Here is a 23076-nt window from a genome sequence, read left to right on the forward strand (position 1 = left end):
TTTAGATATCTAGCAGAACTGAAGTCGCTGGCTGCAGAAGTCCAACCACAATGGATGTCAGATCATCTATGTTTTGCCACTGTAGGTGGAATCAATAGCCATGACTTGTTACCCATGCCTTATACACAAGAATCCCTTGATCATTTAACTCAACGAATTCACCAAGTGCAGGACTTTCTCGGACGTGAAATGATTTTTGAAAACGTCTCCAGCTACTTAACTTACCAACATGATGAAATGCAAGAATGGGAATTTTTAGCGCAATTAGCTCAGCAATGTGGCTGCAAATTTTTGTTTGATATTAACAATATATATGTCAGTGCTCGGAATCATAATTTTGACCCTCTAGAATACTTAAAACACATCAAACCTGAATGGGTACAGCAAATTCATTTGGCTGGTCACAGTGATTTTGGTACCCACATTATTGATACCCATGACCATCCAGTGCCCAATCCAGTATGGCAACTATATGCCCAGTACATCGACACTTCAGGGCCAATAAGCACCATGATTGAGCGGGATGATAACATTCCTGAATTAAATGAATTATTAGCAGAATTAGATCGCGCCAGATCCCTAGGTGTAAAAGCTTGGCAACACACGGCAGAGGCGAGTCATGCCTAACACCAAACAAGCGATTACCCCAAGTCTTGCTGCATTACAGCAAGAGTTTATGTCTCTATTGCAAACCAATGATCGGCAGATTGAACAGCGAGTGATCCAGCAAGGTTTGTTAAACAGTGCGCAACGAGTCGATATTTACCGCACAGGTTACCGTATTCGATTAAGAGGCGTGATTGATTCGGATCATGAAATTTTAGGCCTCTACCTTGGCGATGATTTGTACGAAAAAATGGTAGAAGGTTATATCGATGCCGCTCCATCAGAGCATCCTTCACTACGCTTTTTTGCAGACCGATTACCCCAATACTTACAAAATACTCTGCCGTTTTCAGATCACCCAATATTGGCTGAAATAGCGAGTTTTGAGCGAACCTTACTCAATGCTTTTGATTCGGCCGACGCCAACACTCTCAACCAGGAATTATTGCAGCACATTCCAGCTGATAAATGGCCATTGCTTAAGTTTAGTTTTCACCCGAGTTTGATCTTTTGTCAATGCCACTGGAATGCTGTAGAAAGTTGGCAAAACCTAAAAAATGGTGAAGCGCCATCCCCTCCTGAATCCTCTAAACAATCCAAAATGTGGGCTATTTGGCGAGGATTAAGTAAGTTAACTGAATATAAGTCAATCTTAGCTATCGAAAGAGAAGTGTTAGGATTTATGCAACAAGGTAAAAACTTTGCTGATGTGTGTGAATCTCTTATACAACATGTGCCAGAAGAACAGGTTGCCGCAACTTTATATGGCTATATTGTTGAGTGGTTGCAGCGTGGTTGGATCATGGATGCCAGCTGGGATAGTTAGAGCAGATTTATGCGCAATAGTTTTACGCTGGCCCCATTCCACTCTTAATTTTATAATAAACAACTTGGCTCTCAAATAATGGATCCTTGTGCAGGTAACTTTTAACAAAGGACATACCAATTTTTTTCATCACCGCGACTGACCCAAGATTGTCTTCAACCGCTATCGCAGAGAAACTTTTAAGTTCGCTATTGTCAGCTAAGGTATTTTTTATGTGTAAGGCGGCTTCACTGGCGTAACCTTTGCCCCAAGATGACTGAAAAAAACGCCAACCCAGTTCTAAATTATCGAACTCTGGTGAATCTGAAAAAAAGTTCATAGGCCGCACAAGTATCCAACCGATATATTCTTTGCTTGAGCTAATATTGACTTGCCACAAACCCCAGCCTTTTTACTGATTAGAATAACTTTCCATTCTAGGAATAAACACGTCGTTTATTTCGTCCATAGAAGTAAGTTTACCACCATTAATAAACCGCATAACGTCTGGATCTTGATCAAGTTGAAAGAGTAATTCGCCGTCTTCATTAGTCATTAATTTGTAACTTAGGCGGGCTGAAGGAACTATATTCATTGGCTTCGCAGTCTGGCTTAACAATTGTGTGGGTATTCTACAAAATTTGTGAGGATATGCTGAGGTTAAAATGTTTCGAAAAATGTATTCACCTAATAATCCGAGTTCAGCCTAAATAATAAGGTCGTAGTCAATTCAAATAGGTGAACGTTCACACTATTTTTCCATATCAGCATTGACAACGACTTAAAAGCACCATAATGTAAATGATAATCGTTATCATTTACATTATGGTGCTTTATGTCCTTTCACTACTGTTTTACTTTTTCCACTGTAGAAATGTCTGTTCGTTATGGCGACTGCAATACAAACAACGACGACATCATAAGTTGTTACGTACATCTAGGCTTGGAACGGGCCAAAAAGCTTCCGAATATCCTTGCTGTCAAACATGCACACCTGCGGGTACTCAATACCTTGATTGACACTATGTGTGACCACTGTCTTTCTAGCGTTTGGCGTAAACAATGTTACCGCTATATAAAACGTCTATTGCCTCTTATATACGAAATTTTAGCGCCGTATCAGTACCAGCAAAAGGTCGAAGAGATCAACACTTTATACGCATATTACTTTGAAGATGACAAAGATAGTCATCCGCTACGTAACCAGACACAGGCACATTTATCTCAGATAAAAAAACAGCCTTGAATCGCCAACATTGAATAGGAACTTGTCATGACAGAGTACAAATACATTTGCCTTAATCATCGATTTTGGGTCGATACACACCCCAAAGAAGCGTTTAATAGCGTTCAACAAATGACCAAGGTGGCTGAACATTTATTACTACAAGACCAACCTAGTAAAGCGATTCCTTACCTTGGCTCAGCATTTGAAACAGCAGAAATGATTTTTGATAAACGTTTAGAGTCTCCACAACTTACCACCAGCTTAACGTCGTTAGCCATAATGTTGGCGCATGCTTATGCCTCAACAAATCAAATAGAGGCCGCTAACGCTTTGCTTCATCGACTGAATAATAAAATGAAATGTGCCATTGAGTGTGCTTTAGGATACGCCACTAAAGTCGCATTTTTTGAACATTGTTCTAGGGCAATTACTGAGGCTAAAACAGATATTGTATTTTCGCAAACCACTTTAAATTGTCATGTTACTCGGCATTAGAAATAGCGACTTTGGGTTCTAATTTTTCGTTTTTTATAGTACGGCCAAAAAAATAGAACCAAGCCTGTGATTATAAGTGCTAACAACCCCAAGGCAGCGGGTAACATAAGCCACAAATTGGCAAACTTATGTAGAAAAGTACCGTCATGCAGCGATTCAATAAAATCTGAACGTCTATAGGCCACTAGCAATATTTCACCCGTTTGGGAATCAATTTGGATTTCCCAGCTAGACTTAGCTCGCACTTTAACAATACCTTTTTGCGGGCGCACATCTATTCGATCGATCGCATCCCAAGAGTTTATCTGCGCCTGCTTAACTGATTTTGCCAACGCCAAAATCTGCTCAAACGAAATACTTGGAACTTGACCTATACCTTTTTGAGTTTCAGGTTGAATAAAGGCAAATTCTTTTCTGGTTAACAATAAGATCCCGCTCACCACAATGATCAGCAAAGGCAAAGAAACAGCGAGGCTCAACCATTTATGGATCACCCTGTTAGTTTTAATCATATTGCCAAACCCAGCCTAATTGTAAAGTACGTTGCGGCTGCAGTGGTGCATCTTCATCTAATGCCCCAAAGTAGCTTCTATTTAACACATTGAAAAGTGACAACTTTAGGCTCATTGTTTTTGCAATAGCCCAGTTGGCCGACACATCCCAAATCAATTGATCTTTACGAGCAACTTCTGACTCACCGACTGTACTTTTGGCGAATTGGTATTTAAGCTGGTTTTGAATGCTTACACCTTGCCAATTTTCAACATTAGGCGACCACGACAAAGCCCATTTAACTGCAGCGGGTTGAATGTCATCAATCGCCGCTGAATCAGCATCTTTGCCTTGTTGCAATTGCACACTTACATTAGAAGAAAACGCGTTTCCTTGCGCTAAATCAACCACCAACTCTGCTCCATGGATAGTCACCTCATCGCTATTTCGATAGCTACGAGAGCCTGTTATTGTGCTATATCGTTCAATATAATTTGCTACATCATAGTGATACAGGTTGGCCGATATGCTGACACTTTGATTAACCACATGTTTCAGTGACACTTGATAACCCATGCTTTTTTCAGGCTGTAAATCAACATTACCCAACGTTATTCCCCTAGGTGTATCCCCATTAAAAAATAACTCACTCAAAGTTGGAAAACGGAATGAACGGGCGATTTCAAAATTTATCTGGTTGTACTCAGACAAAGAATACGCTCCTGATAAAGAGCTCGAAAAAAAATCATCTTGTTTCTGCAAACGATCAACCTCAAGGGCACCAATATTTTCGAGCTCAACCCAGTCCAGTCTGACCCCAAGATTTAAACTGAGAGCATGCACTTGCCAATGTTGAGCCATAAAAACAGACAAGTTATCTTCCTGCCCCTGAACCACGGATTGTTTATAAATAACCTGTTCTTGTTGGTCTAGGCCTTGCTCAGAAATGTCCACACCTCTACGAGCAATCCACTCCATTCCTAATTTGGTATCACCTAATTTCAAAATCCCTAAACTACCTAAAGTGAGAGCTTGGTAAGTAGTGTGAACACGACTTTCAAACGTTTGAGAATCTAGTCTAGTGGTGTCACTTTGCCATTCTTGCTGATGTGCATAAAACTGCAATTTCCACATTTCATCGTCACTAAGACTTAGTTGCGTAAGTAGATGTTGGTCTTCTGGATAGTCACTAATTTGCTCTGATTCTAATACAGAAGAGCTCTTTCCAATATCTTCACCTTGGCTGGCTATAACAGACGCATGTACACTTATGTCTTGCCATTCGGTAAATAAGTGCGCCGTACTGGCTGTTTGTGCATATTGATTATTTAACTCTACGCCATTGGCGGATTGCGAGTTTTTGGCCTGTCTGGATACAATACTGCTACTGAAAGAATCACCGGCATAACTTAATTGAATGTGATTGTGTTGATCTGTTGGTTGAACACTTAGCGATAGTTGAGAAACTATAGGCTCGGAAATCAAGCTAACCACACCGCCCATTGCCCCCGAACCATAAATCGCCGAAGTGGGGCCTTTTTGTAAATAAACACTACTTATCAATGCTGGCGGTAAAAACGCAACAGCATTACCAGCTCGTCTGTCGGTTAAAATGGGGATGCCGTCCAGTTCTGTTTTTATCCGCCAGCGGCTAAACCCACGCACGTTGAAGCTTTGAAAAAGTCCACCCTGACCGTTTGCCTCAACTCCGGCAACTTGCCCAAGTAAGTCGCTTAAAGAACCTTGTTTAGTCAGCGTAATGTCTGGCGATATTTGCACATTATCCTGGGTCAATACAGAATGAATATCTGAGCTAGATTGCACATGCCGTACTTCTAGTCGATCTATACTGGTAACGTTTGATTCAGCGTGTAACTTGGGTATCAGCCAGATAGCGATTAAGAAAAAACAAAGGTTAAATTTATTAGCCTTCACATTTTTTCTTCTTAGCATTTGAATTACGCGCAATTTTGATATGCACATATAGAATAATGGGTAAGCTCACGCCCACTAACGCATGGCCATTACCTAACCACAAATGCCAATCTTCCTGTACTAAATAGTACAGGCTATATGCACTGCACATAGATAAAATGACTGCAGATAATATCCACAGACCAGATTTTTTAGCCCGCCCCAGCGACCACGTATTAGGAATATGCCCCGTAAAAATGGCACCTAAACTAAGCAACATGAAAAAAGCGCCTAAACCATGTAGCTGTAAAACCGGGTACTGTAAAAAATGAGGTTCAGGACCAAAGTCACCTTCGATAAAAGCAAACTCTCTAAGCAGCCAAAACACACTGCCTGTTAGCCAACATAAACTCAAAACCGTATAGAAAAAATAACGATAGATAGGCGGGATATGTTTGTTTATTCGAGACATAAAATAAAACTAATGCAGATTAGAAAAGCCAAAACGATTCAATCGAACCGTTTTAACATTCAATAGTTTTTCAATAAGTTGGTAGTGCTTACGCGGCAATAAGATGGCTAATTTAGTTAACGCATCAGCTGTCATCACACTGTTAGCAAAAACAGATACACTGCCTGCTACCTTCACTTGCTTTTTTGTCACCGGCGAAATAAATGCAGAATGCCCTGCTCGATAATAATTTCCACTCGTCGCTAAACAAGCATCTAACATGCGGTGCGTTTTTACCGCACTTGAGCGCGCTGCATATTTAAGCGACACAAGGTTATTTTGCCATTGGTTGGTGGCTAAATCGCCACCAGCATTAACGCAATAGGCGAGCTGTTTTGGTATACAACTACGCGCTTTATCAACTACATACCCTTTCGCAATGCCTCCTAAATCGATACATACAGGCGCGCTAGCGGATAAAATATTATTCGCTAAGGATAGATGACTGCTATTGCCCAATACTTTATTGTCTAATTCAAAATGAGTTGGCAACTGTTTACATCTGATAAGCTCAGGGGCAATAGTCACATCAAACACCCCATGACTTTGTCGCCACAGGGAGAGTGAAAAGTCTAATGTTTCAGAAAATTCGTTGCTGATCACTACACTGACAGTTTGACTCAAACTTGCGGTCAATAGTTGCTGATTCACTTGAGTTAACTCACTGCTTAGGTCATGAAAGCTCAGCAAATTTTGCAGTCTTTCAATCTCAGTATAAATATTTTCTGAATAATCTAATAGCTCAGCATCAGAAAGTTCAGCACATAAATCAAGCTCAACAAAGGTGCCTAGTAACGGTCTGCATCTTTGTAAAGTATTTAGGCTCACAGCTTGCTCAACACCTGTTTCCAAGTATGAGTAAGCCGATTAATGCCATCTGTGACGTGCCTGCAAGATAATGTGGCGCCCGAGATATTTCTGATTTGTTTATCAAGTTTTAAATGTTCGCTGGAATCTCGTCCATAAAATTGTGCAAGCCACTTAGGATGCATAATCTGATCTCCGTAGGTTTCCCTATAGGTCAGCACCTCAATATGAGTGACTTGTCCAAGACGATTGATCACCACCGCCAAATCTATGTTTTCGTGTTTACCTATAACTTGGTCGACAATAAACCAATCGTTGTTAGCGCTGCGCCAAGTACGCATATTGAAATTACGTACTCTGGTATCAGAAGCTTGCTTGATCGCTTTTGCCTGCTGTTTGGTAAGCGCAACGGTAAAAGGTGTAAGCTCGACATCTTTCAACATCAAAGCTTGCGCTTGATCTACCGTCAAATAGGTTTTTGCATAAGCCACTTTGCTCAGCATGGTATAACCAACAACACCCAAGGTTAAACATTTAACAAAATCTCGGCGCTGCATTTTAATTAAAACTCATAACCATAGGTTAGGCCAATATGCATTTTTTCGTGTTCATCCCAGTTACGGCCGTTGCGCACATCAGCGTGTTCTGAACCACCACCGTCTATTTGCCAAAGCACACCAACTGTTGCCCACCATCTCTGCTCGGCAAAATGTAATGTGGGACCAAAGTAATTACCATTTTGATGCTGGCTACCAATTCTAAAATCAGTTAAGTCAAAATTGCTCTTTTGTAGCCCAAGTGTATACCCCTGTGCGTCAAACCCTCCTTCGGTGTTCCCCGCTTCGGCTTTGTCCTGAGGATTGAGATAGTCTGATTGATGTCTAAATTCTAATCCTACAAACCACTGAGGTGCGACTCGATAAGAGATACCTAATACAATATCGAGTGCCAGCTCATCTTCTACAACCGTGCCAGCCTTACGACGTTCGAATTCACTTTTAATGTTTAACACGGTCACTAAAGTGTTATCTAAATAGTCTTTCTGCAGAAAAATAGTGCCTACGAAAGAGTCTTGGTCGATATCACCACCATCTAACCGATATTGTGACCGATGCTCGTAACCCAAACCAAAAGATAATCCGATAGCATCTTTATACGGACTCAAAACATTGTATTTTAGAGCAATCTCATAACCAGCAAATTGTAATTTACTGAACTTACCCGTGCCATCGCCAGCCTCACACATAGGACAAGGCGCACCATCAGCTTCTGAACCAACATCATAGTCATGATCAAAAATAATAGCTTCTGCACCAATCGTTAAACTATCTGTAATGCCATATTCAATTTCAGGACGAATGTCATGAAAGGTGTAGTGATCACCTGCATTTTTATCGACACGAATAATGTCTGATAATTTAAATTCGTAACTACCTTGAGGACGGGTATCGGTACCTTTGCCATATACCCATAAGTTTTCACCAGCTACCAGGTTACTAGAGATAAAAACAGCCGCGCTTGCTAGCGCCAATTTTAGAGAAAGTTTATTCATTGTGTCAGTTAATGCGTTCGATTATTTATTGTGAGGCAATAATAATCCAGCATAAAGATAAATGCAAGTGAGAACTATTATCATTAGCATTGGCTTTTAATTGTTAGGTATAATGCTTTTAGAACGTGTCAGAACTAATCTACACATATGAGAAAAATCATGACGGCTTAAATACCCTAATATCAAAATCTGTAGTGAATTGCTGCAAGTTATCAACTAAGTTCTGCTTTTTCTCTGCAGTAGCCGACCAGTAATAAGGGGTCATCATCAACAAGCTTTCCCTTTGCTCTGGCTCATTCAGTTGAATTACAAAACTTAAATTCACCTGCTGCGCTAAGGTAAACCCTTCAGGTACCACATTTTCAGCCTTGTGCTCAGAGGGTGTGTCATACAAAGTTTGTTTAAACTCATATAAATGATTAGCCGCTGGATTGACTGTTATCCATATTCCGTTGGTTTTTAATACACGCTGTATTTCACGCTCACTGCTGGGTGCAAATATTTGTAATACGGCGTCTTGGCTGTTGTTTTGCAAAGGTAATTGAAAGGTGCTGGCCACCGCAAAGTGGTTTTGAGAATATTTTTTAGCCGCTTTTTGTACGGCAAATTTAGAAATATCCAAACCACTAAATTCAATTGAATAGTCCATGTGACTGCAAGACTGGCTCACTTGCGACATGTAGTAACCTTCCCCACACCCCGCATCAAAAAAACTCACTTCAGTTTGGTCAGTCAGTGTTGCAAGGTGTTGATTAAATATTTTGGAAATGGCATCTGCCAATGGCTGATAAAATCCTTGTTCTAAAAACGCCCTGCGCCCATTGACCATTTGTTTATTGTCGCCAGGCTCTTTACTATTTTTGTGTTGGACTAAAAGTAAATTGACGTAGCCCTCTTTGGCCACATCATACTGGTGATTATTTAAACAAGACCATGTTCGATTGTTGAGCGACAGTGCACTCGAACAAGAAGGGCATATCCACAATGACATTAGACTATTACTAACCTTGTTGATTACATTTACAGTGAGATAGAAATTGTAACACCATCATAGACTTGTTGGCTTGTTTGTTATTAACTGGGTCTTAAGTGGTCACCTTCTATATTTACAAACACATTCGTCACTAACACCACTCATTTTATGATTCAGGGAACCTATAATGCGCATCTTATTTTTCATTTTTTTACTGATATTTGTTAAACAAGCTTTTGCCTCATCTGGCTATTACCGTTATCCCACATTGCACAACGAGACTTTGGTATTTACCGCTGAAGGTGATTTATGGAAAATGAAATTAGGTGAACAATACGCTCAGCGTTTAACAACCCATCCAGCAGAAGAAAAAGAAGCCAGTATTTCGCCAGATGGAAATTGGGTAGCCTTTGTGGCTAACTATTCTGGCACGCAAGAAATACATATCATGCCAGTGCAAGGTGGAGTTGCCAAACGTATCACCTTTGAAAACGTTAGAGTAAAATTACAGGGATGGAATACTGATTCAAAAATTTTATATAGCTATAATGGTCGTGTCGGCCCAGCTGGAAACTGGACATTAAAATAAGTAGACCCTACCTCACTTATAGCCACGGAAATTCCATTAGTTGATGCCGTAGAAGGCGACATTTCTTCCGAAGGCAATTCCTTATATTTTACTCAGTTTGGCTTACAAATATCTTCTGATAATGCGCGAGCATACAGAGGTGGCGCGAAAGGTGAATTGTGGAAATACACATTAGACTCCAATAAAGAAGCAACGTTACTCACTCGCAAACATAAAGGTTCAGCTCGTACCCCAATGATCTCGGGAGAGCGTTTGTATTTTATTAGTAACCAGAGTGGTATCGACAATATCTGGTCGATGAAATTGAATGGTCGAGATCAGCAGCAACATACTCAATACACAGATTGGGAAGTAAGAAGCGCAAGACTAAATGCTAATAAAATTGTTTACCAATTGGGCGCCGATATTAAAATATTTGACATAAAAAGCGCTCAAAGCTCGGTTATTAATATCACGCTTACCTCGGACTTTGCAGAATTAAGAGAACACTGGGTTAATCAGCCACTGAAAAACCTGACTTCAGCCAAACAAGCCGGTGATGCCAAAAAAGTAGTTTTAACCGCCCGTGGGCGAGTGGCAATTGCCGCAACTGATGGATCAAGGCTAATTGAAGTGGCAACACCTAAAGACTCTCGTACTCGTAAAGCAATATTAAGCCACGATAATAAGTCAGTTTATGCCCTAAACGACAGCACCGGTGAATTAGAAATCTGGCAATACCCAGCCGATGGTTCCAAGGGGAGTCAACAGTTAACCTTTGATGGCAATATATTCCGCTGGGATCTGTATCTTTCTCCGGATGGCAAGTCCATTGCTCATGATGATAAAAATGGTGACTTATGGTTGTTAAACTTAACCACCAAAGAAAACAAAAAAATACTGGCTAATAATGTAGGCTTTTCTGCTATTGCCTCTTTGATATGGTCAAGTGACAGTCAACTTATTGCAATAACCCATGCAGATGTGAAAGCAGAACGCAGTCAAATATTGCTGTTAGATACATTCAGTAATAAACACCAGATACTGACCAGTGAAAAGTATGTTTCGTTTTCACCGGCATTTTCTCACGACACAAATTGGTTATATTTTTTATCTGATCGTCACTTTGACAGTTTTCCTCGAGCACCTTGGGGAGATAGAAATATGGGTCCCAACTTTGATAGAAAAACCCAAATTTTTGCTATTGCACTAAAAGAAGATGCTGAATTCCCATTCGAACATCCCACTGAGCTTGATGGGCTAAAAGATGTTGAAGCTACAACGGAAGAAAAAGAGACGGGTTTAGATACAGATAAAGATGAAAATGAGTCAGATGATGCAGAAGAAAACAAAACCGAAGACTCTCCCAAACCAACTGTTGATTGGGAAAATATCGCTGGACGATTATGGCAAGTGCCTGTTGCGTCTGGCAATTACTCTATGCTATTAGCTAATAAAACGTTTTTGTATGTATTGGATAAAATCACTGAACCCAAAAGCCAAACAGAATTAAAATCCATAAAAATTGAACCCAAAAGCACCCCAAAAACATTCTTAGGATCGGTACAGTCCTTTAGTTTGTCTGATGATGGCGAAACTTTATTTTTGCAAAAAACTGGCAGTAATAAGGATATGTATTTGTCCCCAGCTGGGGGTAAGTTTTCAAGTACCGCAAAGAACATCAAAGTGAATACATCTGACTGGAAGTTACACGTCAATCCACAGCAAGAATGGCAGCAAATATTTCATGACGCTTGGTTAATGCATCGAGACTCATTATTCGATAAAGAGATGCGCGGTGTAGACTGGGCGACAATCAAACAAAAGTATTTACCGTTGTTAGTGCGTTTGACCGAACGACGTGAATTAAACGATATATTTGAGCAGATGATGGGCGAACTAAACTCATTGCATTCACAAGTACGCGGTGGCGATTTTCCTAGTGACAGCAATGCTGCTAAAGCGGCGACGTTAGGTGCACACTATTCCCACACTAAACAAGGGGTCAAGATTGAACATATTTATATCAACGATCTTGAACTTATCAGCCAATTGTCACCACTGGCCAGACCCAACGTTGATGCAAAAGTAGGTGACATAATTAACACCATTAATGGTCACAAAATTGAGAGTATCCCAGACATTGTTAACGCATTACAAAATCAAGCCGGCAAACAAGTATTGCTCAATTTATTGAGGGCGGGTGAACAAATAAAGACAGTCGTCAAGCCTAGCTCAACTAGAGAAGATTACTACAATCGGTATTTCGATTGGGTCACTCAAAATCAGCACAAAGTGCATCAAAGTGATGATGAAATAGGCTACTTACACCTTCGCGCAATGGGCGCAGGTGACGTGGCTACTTTTGCTAGAGAGTTCTATGCTCAATATAAAAAGCAAGGATTGATCATTGATGTCAGGCGCAATAATGGCGGCAATGTTGATAGTTGGATATTAGAGAAATTACTCAAAAGAGCTTGGTCATTTTGGCAACTACGCAGTGGCGCAACATCTACTAATATGCAGCAAACCTTTAGAGGTCACTTAGTGGTGCTTGCTGATCAGTTTACTTATTCTGACGGAGAGACATTTACAGCAGGCATAAAGGCCCTTGAGCTAGGTACAGTTATAGGCAAACAAACAGCTGGCGCTGGTGTATGGTTAACCGGTCGTAACAGACAAACAGATGGCGGCATGGCCCGAGTTGCTGAACTTCCTGTGTATGCAATGGACGGACGTTGGATAACGGAAGGGCGAGGTATCTCACCTGACATCGAAGTGGATAATTTACCTCATGCCACTTTTAACGGTGGAGATGCTCAATTGCAAGCCGCTATTAAATTACTTAAGAAAGAGATAAAGAAAAGCCCAATCAAACCACTGAAAGCAAAACCCTTTCCTAAGGTGAATGTTTCGGCAGATGATATTAATGACTAGGTATTGGCTTGCTTAACGCCCAGCTAATAATGGCGAAAAGGACAAAGATTATGTTTAAAAAACTATCGATACTACTTTCGATTTTGCTATTAGTTTGCACTAATAGTGATGCTAACCAATGCCAAACTGCCCAAGTGAAATTGCAGGTTTTAGGCTCAGGCGGCCCAGAACTGGATGATGGCCGGAATTCTAGCGGTTACTTAATTTGGTATAAAAATAAAGCCCGAGTATTGATAGATACTGGTTCAGGTTCAAGCATAGAATTCGGGCGAAGCGGAGCAAAAATTGAAGACTTACAAGGCATTCTACTTACCCACCTGCATGTAGATCATAGTGCTGACTTACCGGCTTTTATTAAAGGGAGTTATTTCACGTCAAGAAATTCAGATTTAAGTTTATACGGCCCAGGCGCAAATGACTTGATGCCATCTACAAGCAATTATCTACAAAGATTATTAGGTGACAAAGGAGCCTTTGCATATTTAAAAGGGTATGTGAATAAACGGACTGATGCAGACTACAAAGTTGTAGCTACCGACGTTCCGTTGATAAAAGGGCAATCCTTTAACTACTCACTTACCAAGGATATCCTAGCCAAGTCGACTTTCGTTCATCATGGGCCAGTAGCAGCAGTAGCTTGGCGAGTTGAACTGGCTGGTTGTAGCATAGTGTTTTCAGGCGATATGAGTAATCAATTTGATGTGCTTAGCGCATTTGCGAAAAATGCCGATATATTAGTCGCTAATAATGCGGTACCCGATAATGCATCAGGTGCAGCACTTAACTTACATATGACCCCTTCTGCCATCGCCAAAATAGCCCAAAAGGCGCAGGTCAAACAACTCGTGTTATCACATTTCATGAATCGCACATTAAAGATTCAAAAAGAAACCCAAGGCATTATTCGCGCTAAATATCGAGGGCCAATCCAACTAGCTACCGACGGTTTGATTGTAAATCTATAGCTTTTATTTATCCGATTGTTGAGCAATTAACCTATCAGTAATGGCTTTTAATCCTTTGCCTTTGTTATTGATTTTCCATGCTAAAAAGGCTTCTGAGCTGTCTTTTTGTTGGATGTCTAGCGGTACAAATGTTCCTTCATCAAGATAACCTTGGATCCGTTTTTTTGGCAGATTACCAATACCTATTCCGGCTAATATTGCATATATCTTTTGATCCATGTTTTGTACGTAAAACATTTGCCCATCACTACTAAGCCCTTCACTACGTGTTATACCGCTAAATGATGTATCGTGAATAACTACACGTCTTAATTGTCTCAAAACACTGTCCATGTATTGTTTGTTAAGCACTTGCTTTGCTAGCTCATGTTTGGCCGCAATAACCGGTACTAATTCACCGCGATCAATAGCAACGGATCGATAACCTTTTTGCACAGGTACGGGGCCAGGTGAACCCACTAACAAATCTACTCTACCTTGCTCTAGCGCCTCCCAGCCACCGTTTAATACACATTCAGAGATATCAATTTCAACCGTTGGAAAGTCTAATAAAAATCCATTTATCACCTGAAAAAAATCTGTGTAAGATTGCAGCGACTCTATACCTATACTGATCCTAGGCTCCCAACCTGTGGCAACCTCTTTAGCTTTGTCAGCCAACCTACGTGTCGTGTGTAAAATGTCTCTACCTTCAGCCAAGATTAAGCGCCCTGCAGGCGTTAAGACTGAACGTCGACCCAAACGCTGAAACAACGCAATATCAAGTTGTTCTTCAAGTTTTTGTACCGCATATGAAATAGCAGAAGTTGCTTTGTTCAGTTCTTCAGCTGCTTTAGCAAAACTTCCACGTCTGTCGATAGCATCAAGTGTTTCAAGCACCTCAATACTGATTGGATTTCTGGACATGTCATGACTCGATCATTGTTCTAATAATTAGAACATATTAAACACATTTACCCTCTTATTCCAAATATTAAGATAAGTACAATAGCTTCATCACTTACCTAAACACTTTAATTGGAGCAACAAAATGAAAACATTAATCAACACACTAATCTCAACAAAACTTGGTCTAGATACCCTGCCCGTTCGTATTGGTGCAGGAGTGATATTTACCGCACACGGCGCACAAAAACTATTTGGCTGGTTTGGCGGTTATGGACTAGAAGGCACAGCAGGTTGGATGGAGTCTATTGGTCTTGCACCCGGTACTTTAATGGCAGCGTTGGCCGGTGGTGCTGAATTTTTTGGTGGTTTGTTATTAATAGCAGGTTTATTAGTACGCCCAACCGCTGTGGTTTTAGCGGTAACTATGTTGGTAGCTATCATCACTGTGCATTTGCAGAACGGTCTATTTATGTCAAATGGCGGCTACGAATTTGGTTTGGCTTTGTTAGTCATAAGCGTGGGATTAGCGCTGAGAGGAGCTGGCAGTCTAAGTTTAGACAATCTATTACAAAACAAATTAACCAATCAATAATCGTAACTATTAATCGTAACTATCAGGAGAATACAATGAGCATATTACATATCGACAGCAGTGCCCGATTAACAGACTCTAATACCCGCATTATTGGGCAATACCTTGTTAATGCGTTAAATACTAAAATGCTGCATCGTGATTTAGCGGTTAATCCCTTGCCTGCAATAAGTGCGCAAGATCTAATGGGGGTGCACGGTTCATCTGATGATCAACGGGACAGCTTGCATTCGCATTTGGCATTGTCCAATCAATTGATTCAGGAACTAAAAGACGCCGACACCCTTATCATTGGCGCAGCAATGTACAACTTTGGTATTCCCGCCTCATTAAAGCAATGGATAGACGCCATCTGCCGTGCTGGGGTAAGCTTTAAATATGGCGAACAAGGGCCAGAAGGGTTATTAAACATTAAACGCGCATTTATTATCACTGCGTCAGGTGGCACCCCAGTAGGCGGCGATATGGACTTTGTCAGCGGTTATTTGTCACTCATTTGTAATTTTATTGGCGTTAAAGAGGTGCTACATATTGATGCCAGTGGTTCAAAAGGTTCACCCGAACAAATCATTGAATCTGGCAAACAACAAGTCGATTCTTTACTAGCAAATGAACACAATACAGAAACTTTAGGAGTCTCCTAATGGGATTACTGCAACAAGGAAAATGGGTCGATAAATGGTACGACACCAAAAATAGTGACGGCGAATTTCGCCGTCAAGACAGCCGTTTTAGAAGTTGGTTAACAGCCAATGGTGAAACCGGTCCGAATGGCGAGCAAGGCTTCAAAGCTGAAAAAGGCCGGTATCATTTATATGTCTCTTTGGCGTGTCCTTGGGCCCACAGAACACTCATATTCAGAGAGTTAAAAGGTTTACAAGATTATATCGACGTCACAGCGGTCGAGCCTATCATGTTAGAAAATGGTTGGGAGCTTAACGACCCACTATATGGTTTTGATTATACCTACCAACTGTATTTAAAAGCAGACCCGAGTTATGAAGGCAGAGTTACTGTACCTATTCTGTGGGATAAACAGACCCAAACAATTGTAAGCAACGAATCATCGGAAATTATTCGCATGTTTAACTCAGCGTTTAATCATTTAACCGGTAATCATAGCGATTATTATCCACAGGATTTACGCAATCAAATAGACTCGGTTAACACCCGAGTGTATGACACCATTAACAATGGCGTGTATCTATCAGGTTTTGCTACCACCCAAGAAGCCTACGAAAAAGCGTTCACAGCGTTATTTGAGTCACTCGATTGGGTTGAAGGTATCTTATCTAAACAACGTTATCTGGCAGGTGAGCAACTGACCGAAGCCGACTGGCGACTATTTACTACTTTAATTAGGTTTGACGCAGTGTACTTCGGTCATTTTAAAACCAATCGCCAACAAATTGCTGATTATCCAGCCTTAAGTAATTACGTGCGTGAGTTATATCAAGTTAAAGGCATTGCCGAAACGGTGAATTTTGCACATATCAAGACACACTATTACGCGAGTCATCTTACAATTAACCCCACAGGGATTATACCGGTTGGGCCCGCGCAGGACTTTACTCAAGCGCATAATCGTCACCAATAGCAAGTAACATTCCTGTCATTGCGCTATTATTTAGCGCAATGACAGGAATTGATTATTTTGCGCAGAAATCAATGAAAAACTTTAGAGTTGCTTTCACTGGTAGATATTATTTGGCTTGGTAAACTATTTGCTGTTAATGACTTTTATTAGCTCTTTGTTGACGCTATTTATATCAACAACACCTTTTCGAAAAGCCAAGTAAACCGGCAGTTGATAACCATCAATGACTAACTTTTCCACATCTAGTTGACTGTGCTGTTTTTGCAGTATGTATTCACCTACGTCGTTACTAGTGACCACCACATCTAAACGCTGCAGCGCTAACATTTCAAAAAGAACGTCATTCGATGGCAACTTGTGCAATCTAGACTCATAAATGCCGTATTTCTCTGGGATATCTCTATAAAGATTAATGCCTCTATGGATGCCTACGACTTTATCAGAAAAATTCGTTCCAGGTTTATCTGCTGATTTATGGTAAAAAATGGCAACTTTCGTAACATGCATAGGTACGTCGGTGTAATCTAAGTATGTCTCTCGATAATCAAATTTACCTAACGAAAAATAACAATCAAAATTATTCTGTTCAATTTCAACTTTTAATCTGGCCCAGGGTAAATTTTCAACTTTAAAATTAATGTTTAGATTGTTAAACAGCGGGTTAATAACGTCCATATCTAAACCGCTAAATTCATTTGTTGTGTCGTTAAAAATAGTGAACGGAGGGTAATGAGTGGTTGCACAATTTAATGTTTGGGCAAAAAGAGAACGATTTCCAACTAAAAATAAAGTTATTGAGATAACGCTAAAAATTGAAAATTCTAGAATTCTAGAATTCTAGAATTCTAGAAAAATCTGTCATAGGTAACTTGGTTCTCTTCAGGTGTTTTTAATTGTAGCAAAATTAAATCTAAAACAAAGTCCACAAAGACATGGAATTACAGTTTATTCAACAAGCACAAAGTAATGATGTTGATATCAGTGATACTAATTCTAATATTATTTTTGCGTGACAGAGGCCTGTCAGATCATCACTGGTTGTTTGAGTGGCTGAAAGCTTAGGATATTTCCGCAGTTTTGCTATTTTATAAATAACAAAACTGCATTTCGCGCTAATTATCTCTTAACGTTCTTACCGATTTTCCGCTTATCCCCCAGTTATCAAGGGGTACCTCATCTATAATGACAAAAGTTGTCGCAGGATCTTTATTAAGCACGTCTTGTAAAAGTTTGGTCACGCCATCAATAAGCTGTTTTTTCTGTTCTGCAGTGGCCCCCATATTATCCGGGCCCCTTCTTTGGTAATTTTAATATTTACGTATGGCACTGGGTGTTTCCTTATATTGGTTTGTAGGAAAATACTTTACTCACTATTTGCCAGCGATTATCACTGTAAATCAAGGTTAAATAGTCTAAATATTTCCGTCCTAACATGGTCATAGATAACTTGGCATACCCCATATTCTGACCATCAAACTCAAGTGAGATGATGTGGTCTTCGCGCAATTGTCCATGAGTTGCTGGTGACCTACGATCTCTGACAATCGTAAAATATTCAATCATTGAATAATTCATATAGTCCCCAGCAACCGTATTTATGTATCGAGCATCAGCATGAAAAAGAGGTTTGAGAATGTCACTATCAGCTTGGTAAAGTCCTTCAAAGTAAGACTCAAGTACCGTCATAATCTGTTCGAATGATTGCTTCGATGCCATTTAAAAAAGCCCTCCAGCCTTCATCGCCGCGAGCGAACTAGGTCTGTTCGCCATTCGAGAGACAAAACTACTTAGGTGCGGAGTTTCTTCTAAAGAGATACCTACAAAGCTGCACCAGTTACACACAACAAACAAATACAGATCCGCAATACTGACTTTATTATCTACAAGGTAATTGCGGCCATCACTGAATATTTGATTGAAATATTCTAAGTTTTTACTAACTGTATTTTTTGCCTGTGCTTTAGTTGTTTCATCTGTAGCTGGATTAAACAGAGGACTAAACGCTTTATGTAGCTCCGAGCTAACGTAAGTCAGGTGCTCAATGACCTTTACTCTTGATTCACTTCCCAAAGATGGCAACATCTGACTTTTTGGCGTGAGGTCAGCTAAGTATTGCAAAATTGCAGGCCCTTCTGTAATAACCATATCTTTACGCAGCGCTAACGCAGGCACGTATCCTTTAGGATTAATTTTGGTGTAATCGTCACCTGTTTCGGTGATTCCTGTGCTGGTATTGACACTTTCAATTTCGAAATCCGCATCAATCTCTTTTAGAAGAATATGTGACGCTAGAGAACAAGCTCCCGGTTTATAATAAAGTTTCATTTAGATCCCTTTGTATGTGGTTGTTAAGTTAATGAATAAACACACTGTGTTTAATTTTCCTCTTTACAATAATGACTATGGTTACCTTTGTTAACCATGTTTCTATTGGTTCGTTGATTTACAAGTTACCGCAGGGTAACCTTAAGTAACTGAAAGCATGTAAAAGAGCATTGATATGGGTTTAAAAGTGAGGAAAAATAACAGTCCACCTGTTCCATTTGGATGCCCCTTATCTGAGTGTATGTCTGTATTGGGGGGTGCTTGGACCCCAAACGTTATTTGGAGTTTAAGCAGAGGGGTAAGAAGATTCAGCGAACTAAGAATTGATATCCCCGCTATTTCCGCCAAGGTTTTAACCGTAAGACTGAAAGAGCTTGAATCAAAAGGTATTATTACCCGAACAGTTAAACCCACCTCACCACCGTCAGTCGAATATTCGCTAACCAGCCTTGGTAATGAGCTGTTGCCAGCAATAGATGCCATTGTAAAAGTAGGTCATAAATTGAAGTCGAATCGAGCTAAGAATACTGCTGAGTCTGTTGATAGTATGCTTTAGGTTGACCTTGTTACTGGAAAATTAGCAGGACATTCATAAACCTGAGTATCGTTTTTATTGACACTTTTTATCACATGCCACGAATTAGTCAGGACTCAATTTGAAAAACGCCTCAGTGTCCAACCTGTGTTGTAAGTTCAATCGGTCAATGCAGTTTTCATTGGTCCCGATCCCGCAGGTCCTGGTTTCTATTGACAGGGCAATAGCTTGAAATCTTCACGTTCAAATAGGGCATCATAAGATGTTTTCAGGTACAAAGACTGAGCAATCGACTCATTGACTAGCTCCTTTAATAAGGCGTAATGTTCAATTGGCTTTTCAAGGTACTCACTTGAACTATTAAAAAGGTTATCATTGAGTCTGGCTATAACAGGTTGATAACTATCCTTTTGGTAGTGGAAAAGCGCGCCAATCTCCGTTGCTAATTCAAAATTAGCATGCAACAAATAACCAGACTCTCCTGCCAGAGTCCAAGCGGAGTAACGTAATGATTTTTGAAAATGCATATCTTTAAGCCCAGAGGCCGAAGTCGTGTTTACTGCACCACTATTAAGCGTCTTAAATGCACCGTTGATTATTGCTAACATTCCATTTTGCCTGGGAAGTTGATCTCCCTCTAGCAATACTCTATTGAATTCAATCTCAGATTTTACATTGCATAAGGCAATCATCATTCGCTCTTCAATATCACTCATTTCATCCCAATCTTGTAAAGCAAACGCTAGGATGATGCTTAATCCAATAAAGCCAGACTCGGCAAAAACCGCTCGCCATTTGACTTGCTTATCTGGCCTTTTTTTGTTCTTTGAAAACAGCATAAGTGACTCGTATGATTTTTCTTAAGATTTACTCGAGCGTATAATAGTTCATAGGAAAAATCTCACTAAGATCAGTTTTTAACACTCAAAATCATTATGGCCTGCGATGTTCGATATCCAGCGTTCACAATGTTCTAATCGTATGCCTTCTTTTCGCTAATAGTCGTCTGTCAGGTTAGGTTGAAAGCTATCGAATTAGACTATCAGATTAGGTGTGAGTTACTACATATGACACACCCTCCTTAAAAACTTTTTCATCCCCTTTTCATTATATCTAATTACGTCACATTAGTGTTGCTGCTCTATCGGGCTTAACCAAACAGGAAAGCTTCTTTAAACCGTTGGCTTTTTTTGCATTGCTTCAGTGGAGTGCTCTGCATATCTTTCTATTGCTTTCTTACTCGATATTTCAACGGCTTATTATTTTATTTCCCTCTTAGTTAAGGCTAGTTTGCAACACTAGGTTGGCCAGATAACTTAGAAAAGTGAGTGAAATATAAAAGGACAAATAAAAAAGCATCAACCGTGTTGGGTGATGCTTAGTACACTAACTTTGGTCTATGCTTTTACTGCAAATATTCTAAACTCTAGTTCCACCGTCCAACTCCAACGTTCTACCCGTAAAATACTCATTCTCAAAAATAAATTTCGCTGCATGCGCTAATTCTTCAACTTCTGCCAAACGCTGCGCGGGAATACTCTTGATAAACATTTCGCGCATTTCAGGACGCATTTGTGCGGCCATAGCAGTCTCGACTAGGCCTGGTGCGATACACCCAGTGCGAATGCCAAAACGCGCCAACTCTTTGCTCCATGAAACTGTCATGGTGGAGACTGCCGCTTTAGATGCTGAGTAGTTAGTTTGACCGGCATTACCTGCGCGCGAGACTGAAGAAATATTCACAATCACACCTTTGCTTTTGGTTTCGACCATTTGCGCAGCTGCTTCGCGGCTGCACAAAAATGTACCAGTTACGTTCACATCCAACACAGATTGAAATTGCTCTAGTGGCATTTTACTCACCACTTTGCCTTCTTTTACTTTAAGCAACATGCCATCACGCATGATGCCAGCGCTGTTGATTAAACCGTTGATTTGACCAAAATCTGCAGCCACCTTTGCAAAGGTGACTTCGACTTGTTTTTCGTCAGTGACATTCACGGCATAACCATTGGCTTTTACCCCAAGTTTTTCGATTTCGGCAGCGGCCGCTTCAACGGCGTCTGCTTGCATGTCTAAAAGGGCAATATGTGCGCCTTGTTTGGCAAATTCTTCAGCCATGGCTTTACCCAAACCTTGCGCGGCACCTGTGATAACAATCACTTGATTTTTTAAATTCATGACTACTTCTCTTGCTTGGAAAATAAGTTAAAAATACTGGAAAAGTCCAGTTGTCCATTGCCTTGTTGACTATGAATACTGTACAAACTTTGCGCCAAGGCGCCCATAGGGGTAGCAGACTGACTTTTCAGTCCGGTATCCATGGCTAGTCCTAAATCTTTTTTCATCAAATCCACCATAAAACCACCTTGGTAATTATTTGAAGAAGGCACATTTGGCAGCACATCAGGACAGGGGTTATACAATTCTAAGGTCCAGTTTCTGCCAGAACTTTGCAGCATAATGTCCGACATAACTTTAGGATCAAGGCTGTTATCAATCGCCATTTGTAAGGCTTCTGAGGTACCTAACATCAATACTGACAACAACATATTGTTGCATATTTTGGCCACTTGACCGGCACCGTGGTCGCCAGCATGAAAGATATTTTTGCCCATTGCCTGCAAAATTGGCAATGCCGTTGCATAATCCTGCTCTTTGCCTCCCACAATAAAGGTCAGAGTGCCAGCTGTTGCACCGCCTACCCCACCAGAAACTGGGGCATCTATAAAATGGATACTTTTCTTAGCTAATTCATTGGCCACCACTTTTGAAGTGGCAGCATCTATGGTGCTCGAATCAATCACTAAACAGCCTGCTTTTAACTGGCTAATGAGCCCGCTATCACCAATATAAAGCGATTCAACATGTTTTCCGGCCGGTAACATAGAGATCACTACATCGGCTCCCTGAACAACATCTGATGCCGATTTGGCTTGTGTTGCACCAGCTTGTTCTAAACTGTCCATAGTAGTTTGCACTAGGTCAAACACACAGACGGAATAACCGGCCTTTAACAAGTTATGAGCCATAGGAGCGCCCATATTGCCCAAACCGATAAAGGCTATTTTAGGAAGTTCATTTTGCATTTTGTTCCCCGCTAATCTGCGTTTAAGTGTGCTAAAGGATGAGTGCCTAGTGACCAAATGTCTGTAAAAAAGTAATCAATCGTTTCTTGCGGCACCTGTGCAACCGACTTATAGCGCCAATTGGGCTGATTATCTTTATCAATCATCAGCGCTCTTACGCCCTCTTGAAACTCACCAAACTCACCACATTGGCAAGA

Annotated in this window: 28 protein-coding genes and 1 pseudogene; 11 read left to right on the forward strand and 18 right to left on the reverse strand. The window is 40.5% G+C overall.

What is annotated here, in order from left to right; all coding sequences use genetic code 11:
* Both QZ488_RS15410 and QZ488_RS15415 read left to right on the forward strand, forming a co-directional pair.
* Positions 1 to 627 (forward strand): DUF692 domain-containing protein (locus QZ488_RS15410; RefSeq protein ID WP_293750368.1); only part of this gene is annotated, 627 nt, incomplete at its 5' end.
* Positions 620 to 1432, forward strand: a complete 813-nt coding sequence (locus QZ488_RS15415) for a DNA-binding domain-containing protein (RefSeq protein WP_293750370.1) — start codon at positions 620 to 622, stop codon at positions 1430 to 1432. The genes QZ488_RS15410 and QZ488_RS15415, both read left to right, overlap by 8 nt.
* Positions 1433 to 1454: 22 nt before the next feature.
* Here the strand turns inward: QZ488_RS15415 and QZ488_RS21540 are convergent, their stop codons facing one another.
* A complete protein-coding gene (locus tag QZ488_RS21540; protein ID WP_366509047.1) occupies positions 1455 to 1811 on the reverse strand; it encodes a GNAT family N-acetyltransferase in 357 nt (118 codons plus the stop codon).
* Between the two features lie 12 nt (positions 1812 to 1823).
* Positions 1824 to 2006, reverse strand: coding sequence for a hypothetical protein (locus QZ488_RS21545; RefSeq protein WP_366509048.1), 183 nt, complete (start codon positions 2004 to 2006; stop codon positions 1824 to 1826).
* 240 nt (positions 2007 to 2246) lie between these two features.
* On the opposite strand from QZ488_RS21545, the gene QZ488_RS15425 reads away from it, so the two are divergent.
* Together QZ488_RS15425 and QZ488_RS15430 are read left to right on the forward strand one after the other, a co-directional pair.
* On the forward strand, positions 2247 to 2657 hold the full coding sequence (locus tag QZ488_RS15425; RefSeq protein ID WP_293750372.1) for a hypothetical protein: 411 nt from the start codon (positions 2247 to 2249) through the stop codon (positions 2655 to 2657).
* 27 nt (positions 2658 to 2684) lie between these two features.
* Positions 2685 to 3134: a hypothetical protein gene (locus QZ488_RS15430; RefSeq protein WP_293750375.1), complete on the forward strand. Its 450-nt coding sequence runs from the start codon at positions 2685 to 2687 to the stop codon at positions 3132 to 3134.
* On the opposite strand, the gene QZ488_RS15435 is transcribed toward QZ488_RS15430, so the two are convergent.
* From QZ488_RS15435 to rlmA, 7 genes are all read right to left on the reverse strand, one after another.
* Positions 3131 to 3646 carry a PepSY-associated TM helix domain-containing protein gene (locus QZ488_RS15435; protein ID WP_293750377.1) on the reverse strand — a complete coding sequence of 172 codons (516 nt, stop codon included), beginning with the start codon at positions 3644 to 3646 and terminating at the stop codon, positions 3131 to 3133. The two genes, QZ488_RS15430 and QZ488_RS15435, sit on opposite strands and share 4 nt — an antisense overlap.
* Positions 3639 to 5561, reverse strand: coding sequence for a TonB-dependent receptor (locus tag QZ488_RS15440; protein WP_293750379.1), 1923 nt, complete (start codon positions 5559 to 5561; stop codon positions 3639 to 3641). Before QZ488_RS15440 ends, QZ488_RS15435 begins: the two co-directional genes overlap by 8 nt.
* Positions 5551 to 6012, reverse strand: coding sequence for a hypothetical protein (locus QZ488_RS15445; RefSeq protein WP_293750381.1), 462 nt, complete (start codon positions 6010 to 6012; stop codon positions 5551 to 5553). Before QZ488_RS15445 ends, QZ488_RS15440 begins: the two co-directional genes overlap by 11 nt.
* Positions 6013 to 6021: 9 nt before the next feature.
* Positions 6022 to 6879: an FAD:protein FMN transferase gene (locus QZ488_RS15450; RefSeq protein ID WP_293750383.1), complete on the reverse strand. Its 858-nt coding sequence runs from the start codon at positions 6877 to 6879 to the stop codon at positions 6022 to 6024.
* Positions 6876 to 7415 carry an FMN-binding protein gene (locus QZ488_RS15455; RefSeq protein WP_293750385.1) on the reverse strand — a complete coding sequence of 180 codons (540 nt, stop codon included), beginning with the start codon at positions 7413 to 7415 and terminating at the stop codon, positions 6876 to 6878. Before QZ488_RS15455 ends, QZ488_RS15450 begins: the two co-directional genes overlap by 4 nt.
* A gap of 5 nt (positions 7416 to 7420) precedes the next feature.
* Positions 7421 to 8410 carry a DUF6662 family protein gene (locus QZ488_RS15460; protein WP_293750387.1) on the reverse strand — a complete coding sequence of 330 codons (990 nt, stop codon included), beginning with the start codon at positions 8408 to 8410 and terminating at the stop codon, positions 7421 to 7423.
* A 157-nt stretch (positions 8411 to 8567) separates the two neighbouring features.
* Positions 8568 to 9401, reverse strand: a complete 834-nt coding sequence (gene rlmA / locus QZ488_RS15465; RefSeq protein WP_293750389.1) for a 23S rRNA (guanine(745)-N(1))-methyltransferase — start codon at positions 9399 to 9401, stop codon at positions 8568 to 8570.
* Between the two features lie 169 nt (positions 9402 to 9570).
* Here rlmA and QZ488_RS15470 point away from each other — a divergent pair, with 169 nt between their 5' ends.
* From QZ488_RS15470 to QZ488_RS15480, 3 genes are all read left to right on the forward strand, one after another.
* Positions 9571 to 9972, forward strand: coding sequence for a hypothetical protein (locus QZ488_RS15470; protein ID WP_293750391.1), 402 nt, complete (start codon positions 9571 to 9573; stop codon positions 9970 to 9972).
* A 156-nt stretch (positions 9973 to 10128) separates the two neighbouring features.
* Positions 10129 to 12888: a S41 family peptidase gene (locus QZ488_RS15475; RefSeq protein ID WP_293750393.1), complete on the forward strand. Its 2760-nt coding sequence runs from the start codon at positions 10129 to 10131 to the stop codon at positions 12886 to 12888.
* Between the two features lie 50 nt (positions 12889 to 12938).
* Complete coding sequence (locus QZ488_RS15480; protein ID WP_293750395.1) at positions 12939 to 13853, forward strand: MBL fold metallo-hydrolase; 915 nt, start codon at positions 12939 to 12941, stop codon at positions 13851 to 13853.
* A gap of 3 nt (positions 13854 to 13856) precedes the next feature.
* Here QZ488_RS15480 and QZ488_RS15485 read toward each other — a convergent pair whose 3' ends face one another.
* Positions 13857 to 14759 (reverse strand): LysR family transcriptional regulator, encoded by a 903-nt coding sequence (locus QZ488_RS15485; protein ID WP_293750397.1) that lies wholly within the window; start codon positions 14757 to 14759, stop codon positions 13857 to 13859.
* A gap of 124 nt (positions 14760 to 14883) precedes the next feature.
* Here QZ488_RS15485 and QZ488_RS15490 point away from each other — a divergent pair, with 124 nt between their 5' ends.
* From QZ488_RS15490 to QZ488_RS15500, 3 genes are read left to right on the forward strand one after another with little or no spacing between them, the layout of a single operon-like run.
* Complete coding sequence (locus QZ488_RS15490; RefSeq protein WP_293750399.1) at positions 14884 to 15333, forward strand: DoxX family protein; 450 nt, start codon at positions 14884 to 14886, stop codon at positions 15331 to 15333.
* 35 nt (positions 15334 to 15368) lie between these two features.
* A complete protein-coding gene (locus QZ488_RS15495; RefSeq protein WP_293750401.1) occupies positions 15369 to 15977 on the forward strand; it encodes an NAD(P)H-dependent oxidoreductase in 609 nt (202 codons plus the stop codon).
* On the forward strand, positions 15977 to 16930 hold the full coding sequence (locus QZ488_RS15500) for a glutathione S-transferase family protein (RefSeq protein WP_293750403.1): 954 nt from the start codon (positions 15977 to 15979) through the stop codon (positions 16928 to 16930). The genes QZ488_RS15495 and QZ488_RS15500 overlap by 1 nt, the downstream gene beginning before the upstream one ends.
* Positions 16931 to 17053: 123 nt before the next feature.
* Here the strand turns inward: QZ488_RS15500 and QZ488_RS15505 are convergent, their stop codons facing one another.
* The 4 genes and pseudogenes from QZ488_RS15505 to gstA form a co-directional block, all read right to left on the reverse strand.
* Positions 17054 to 17758, reverse strand: coding sequence for an ABC transporter substrate-binding protein (locus tag QZ488_RS15505; protein WP_366509050.1), 705 nt, complete (start codon positions 17756 to 17758; stop codon positions 17054 to 17056).
* A gap of 284 nt (positions 17759 to 18042) precedes the next feature.
* Positions 18043 to 18257 (reverse strand): annotated as a pseudogene (locus QZ488_RS15510) (4-oxalocrotonate tautomerase family protein).
* 11 nt (positions 18258 to 18268) lie between these two features.
* Positions 18269 to 18646, reverse strand: a complete 378-nt coding sequence (locus QZ488_RS15515) for a nuclear transport factor 2 family protein (RefSeq protein WP_293750405.1) — start codon at positions 18644 to 18646, stop codon at positions 18269 to 18271.
* The gene (gstA, locus tag QZ488_RS15520) at positions 18647 to 19255 is read right to left on the reverse strand and encodes a glutathione transferase GstA (RefSeq protein ID WP_293750407.1); all 609 of its coding nucleotides are present in this window, start codon (positions 19253 to 19255) and stop codon (positions 18647 to 18649) included.
* 175 nt (positions 19256 to 19430) lie between these two features.
* Between gstA and QZ488_RS15525 the strand changes: the two genes are divergently transcribed.
* Positions 19431 to 19811, forward strand: a complete 381-nt coding sequence (locus QZ488_RS15525; RefSeq protein WP_293750409.1) for a helix-turn-helix domain-containing protein — start codon at positions 19431 to 19433, stop codon at positions 19809 to 19811.
* Between the two features lie 188 nt (positions 19812 to 19999).
* On the opposite strand, the gene QZ488_RS15530 is transcribed toward QZ488_RS15525, so the two are convergent.
* The 4 genes from QZ488_RS15530 to QZ488_RS15545 all read right to left on the reverse strand — a co-directional run.
* Positions 20000 to 20629, reverse strand: a complete 630-nt coding sequence (locus QZ488_RS15530; RefSeq protein ID WP_293750411.1) for a hypothetical protein — start codon at positions 20627 to 20629, stop codon at positions 20000 to 20002.
* Positions 20630 to 21209: 580 nt separating this feature from the next.
* Positions 21210 to 21971 carry an SDR family oxidoreductase gene (locus tag QZ488_RS15535; protein ID WP_293750413.1) on the reverse strand — a complete coding sequence of 254 codons (762 nt, stop codon included), beginning with the start codon at positions 21969 to 21971 and terminating at the stop codon, positions 21210 to 21212.
* 2 nt (positions 21972 to 21973) lie between these two features.
* Positions 21974 to 22879 (reverse strand): 3-hydroxyisobutyrate dehydrogenase, encoded by a 906-nt coding sequence (mmsB, locus tag QZ488_RS15540; protein WP_293750415.1) that lies wholly within the window; start codon positions 22877 to 22879, stop codon positions 21974 to 21976.
* An 11-nt stretch (positions 22880 to 22890) separates the two neighbouring features.
* Positions 22891 to 23076 (reverse strand): enoyl-CoA hydratase/isomerase family protein (locus QZ488_RS15545; protein WP_293750417.1); only part of this gene is annotated, 186 nt, incomplete at its 5' end.

The organism is uncultured Paraglaciecola sp. (genome assembly GCF_913020055.1).
In the GTDB taxonomy this organism is placed as follows: domain Bacteria; phylum Pseudomonadota; class Gammaproteobacteria; order Enterobacterales; family Alteromonadaceae; genus Paraglaciecola.

Coding starts and splice junctions, on each gene's coding strand:
- QZ488_RS15435 (WP_293750377.1), bottom strand. CDS start 3,646: ATGATTAAAACTAACAGGGTGATCCATAAATGGTTGAGCCTCGCTGTT.
- QZ488_RS15430 (WP_293750375.1), top strand. CDS start 2,685: ATGACAGAGTACAAATACATTTGCCTTAATCATCGATTTTGGGTCGAT.
- QZ488_RS21545 (WP_366509048.1), bottom strand. CDS start 2,006: ATGAATATAGTTCCTTCAGCCCGCCTAAGTTACAAATTAATGACTAAT.
- mmsB (WP_293750415.1), bottom strand. CDS start 22,879: ATGCAAAATGAACTTCCTAAAATAGCCTTTATCGGTTTGGGCAATATG.
- QZ488_RS15470 (WP_293750391.1), top strand. CDS start 9,571: ATGCGCATCTTATTTTTCATTTTTTTACTGATATTTGTTAAACAAGCT.
- QZ488_RS15480 (WP_293750395.1), top strand. CDS start 12,939: ATGTTTAAAAAACTATCGATACTACTTTCGATTTTGCTATTAGTTTGC.
- QZ488_RS15525 (WP_293750409.1), top strand. CDS start 19,431: ATGGGTTTAAAAGTGAGGAAAAATAACAGTCCACCTGTTCCATTTGGA.
- QZ488_RS15460 (WP_293750387.1), bottom strand. CDS start 8,410: ATGAATAAACTTTCTCTAAAATTGGCGCTAGCAAGCGCGGCTGTTTTT.
- QZ488_RS15445 (WP_293750381.1), bottom strand. CDS start 6,012: ATGTCTCGAATAAACAAACATATCCCGCCTATCTATCGTTATTTTTTC.
- rlmA (WP_293750389.1), bottom strand. CDS start 9,401: ATGTCATTGTGGATATGCCCTTCTTGTTCGAGTGCACTGTCGCTCAAC.
- QZ488_RS15485 (WP_293750397.1), bottom strand. CDS start 14,759: ATGTCCAGAAATCCAATCAGTATTGAGGTGCTTGAAACACTTGATGCT.
- QZ488_RS15535 (WP_293750413.1), bottom strand. CDS start 21,971: ATGAATTTAAAAAATCAAGTGATTGTTATCACAGGTGCCGCGCAAGGT.
- QZ488_RS15500 (WP_293750403.1), top strand. CDS start 15,977: ATGGGATTACTGCAACAAGGAAAATGGGTCGATAAATGGTACGACACC.
- QZ488_RS15515 (WP_293750405.1), bottom strand. CDS start 18,646: ATGGCATCGAAGCAATCATTCGAACAGATTATGACGGTACTTGAGTCT.
- QZ488_RS15490 (WP_293750399.1), top strand. CDS start 14,884: ATGAAAACATTAATCAACACACTAATCTCAACAAAACTTGGTCTAGAT.
- QZ488_RS15495 (WP_293750401.1), top strand. CDS start 15,369: ATGAGCATATTACATATCGACAGCAGTGCCCGATTAACAGACTCTAAT.
- QZ488_RS15415 (WP_293750370.1), top strand. CDS start 620: ATGCCTAACACCAAACAAGCGATTACCCCAAGTCTTGCTGCATTACAG.
- QZ488_RS15455 (WP_293750385.1), bottom strand. CDS start 7,415: ATGCAGCGCCGAGATTTTGTTAAATGTTTAACCTTGGGTGTTGTTGGT.
- QZ488_RS15425 (WP_293750372.1), top strand. CDS start 2,247: ATGTCCTTTCACTACTGTTTTACTTTTTCCACTGTAGAAATGTCTGTT.
- QZ488_RS15530 (WP_293750411.1), bottom strand. CDS start 20,629: ATGCTGTTTTCAAAGAACAAAAAAAGGCCAGATAAGCAAGTCAAATGG.
- gstA (WP_293750407.1), bottom strand. CDS start 19,255: ATGAAACTTTATTATAAACCGGGAGCTTGTTCTCTAGCGTCACATATT.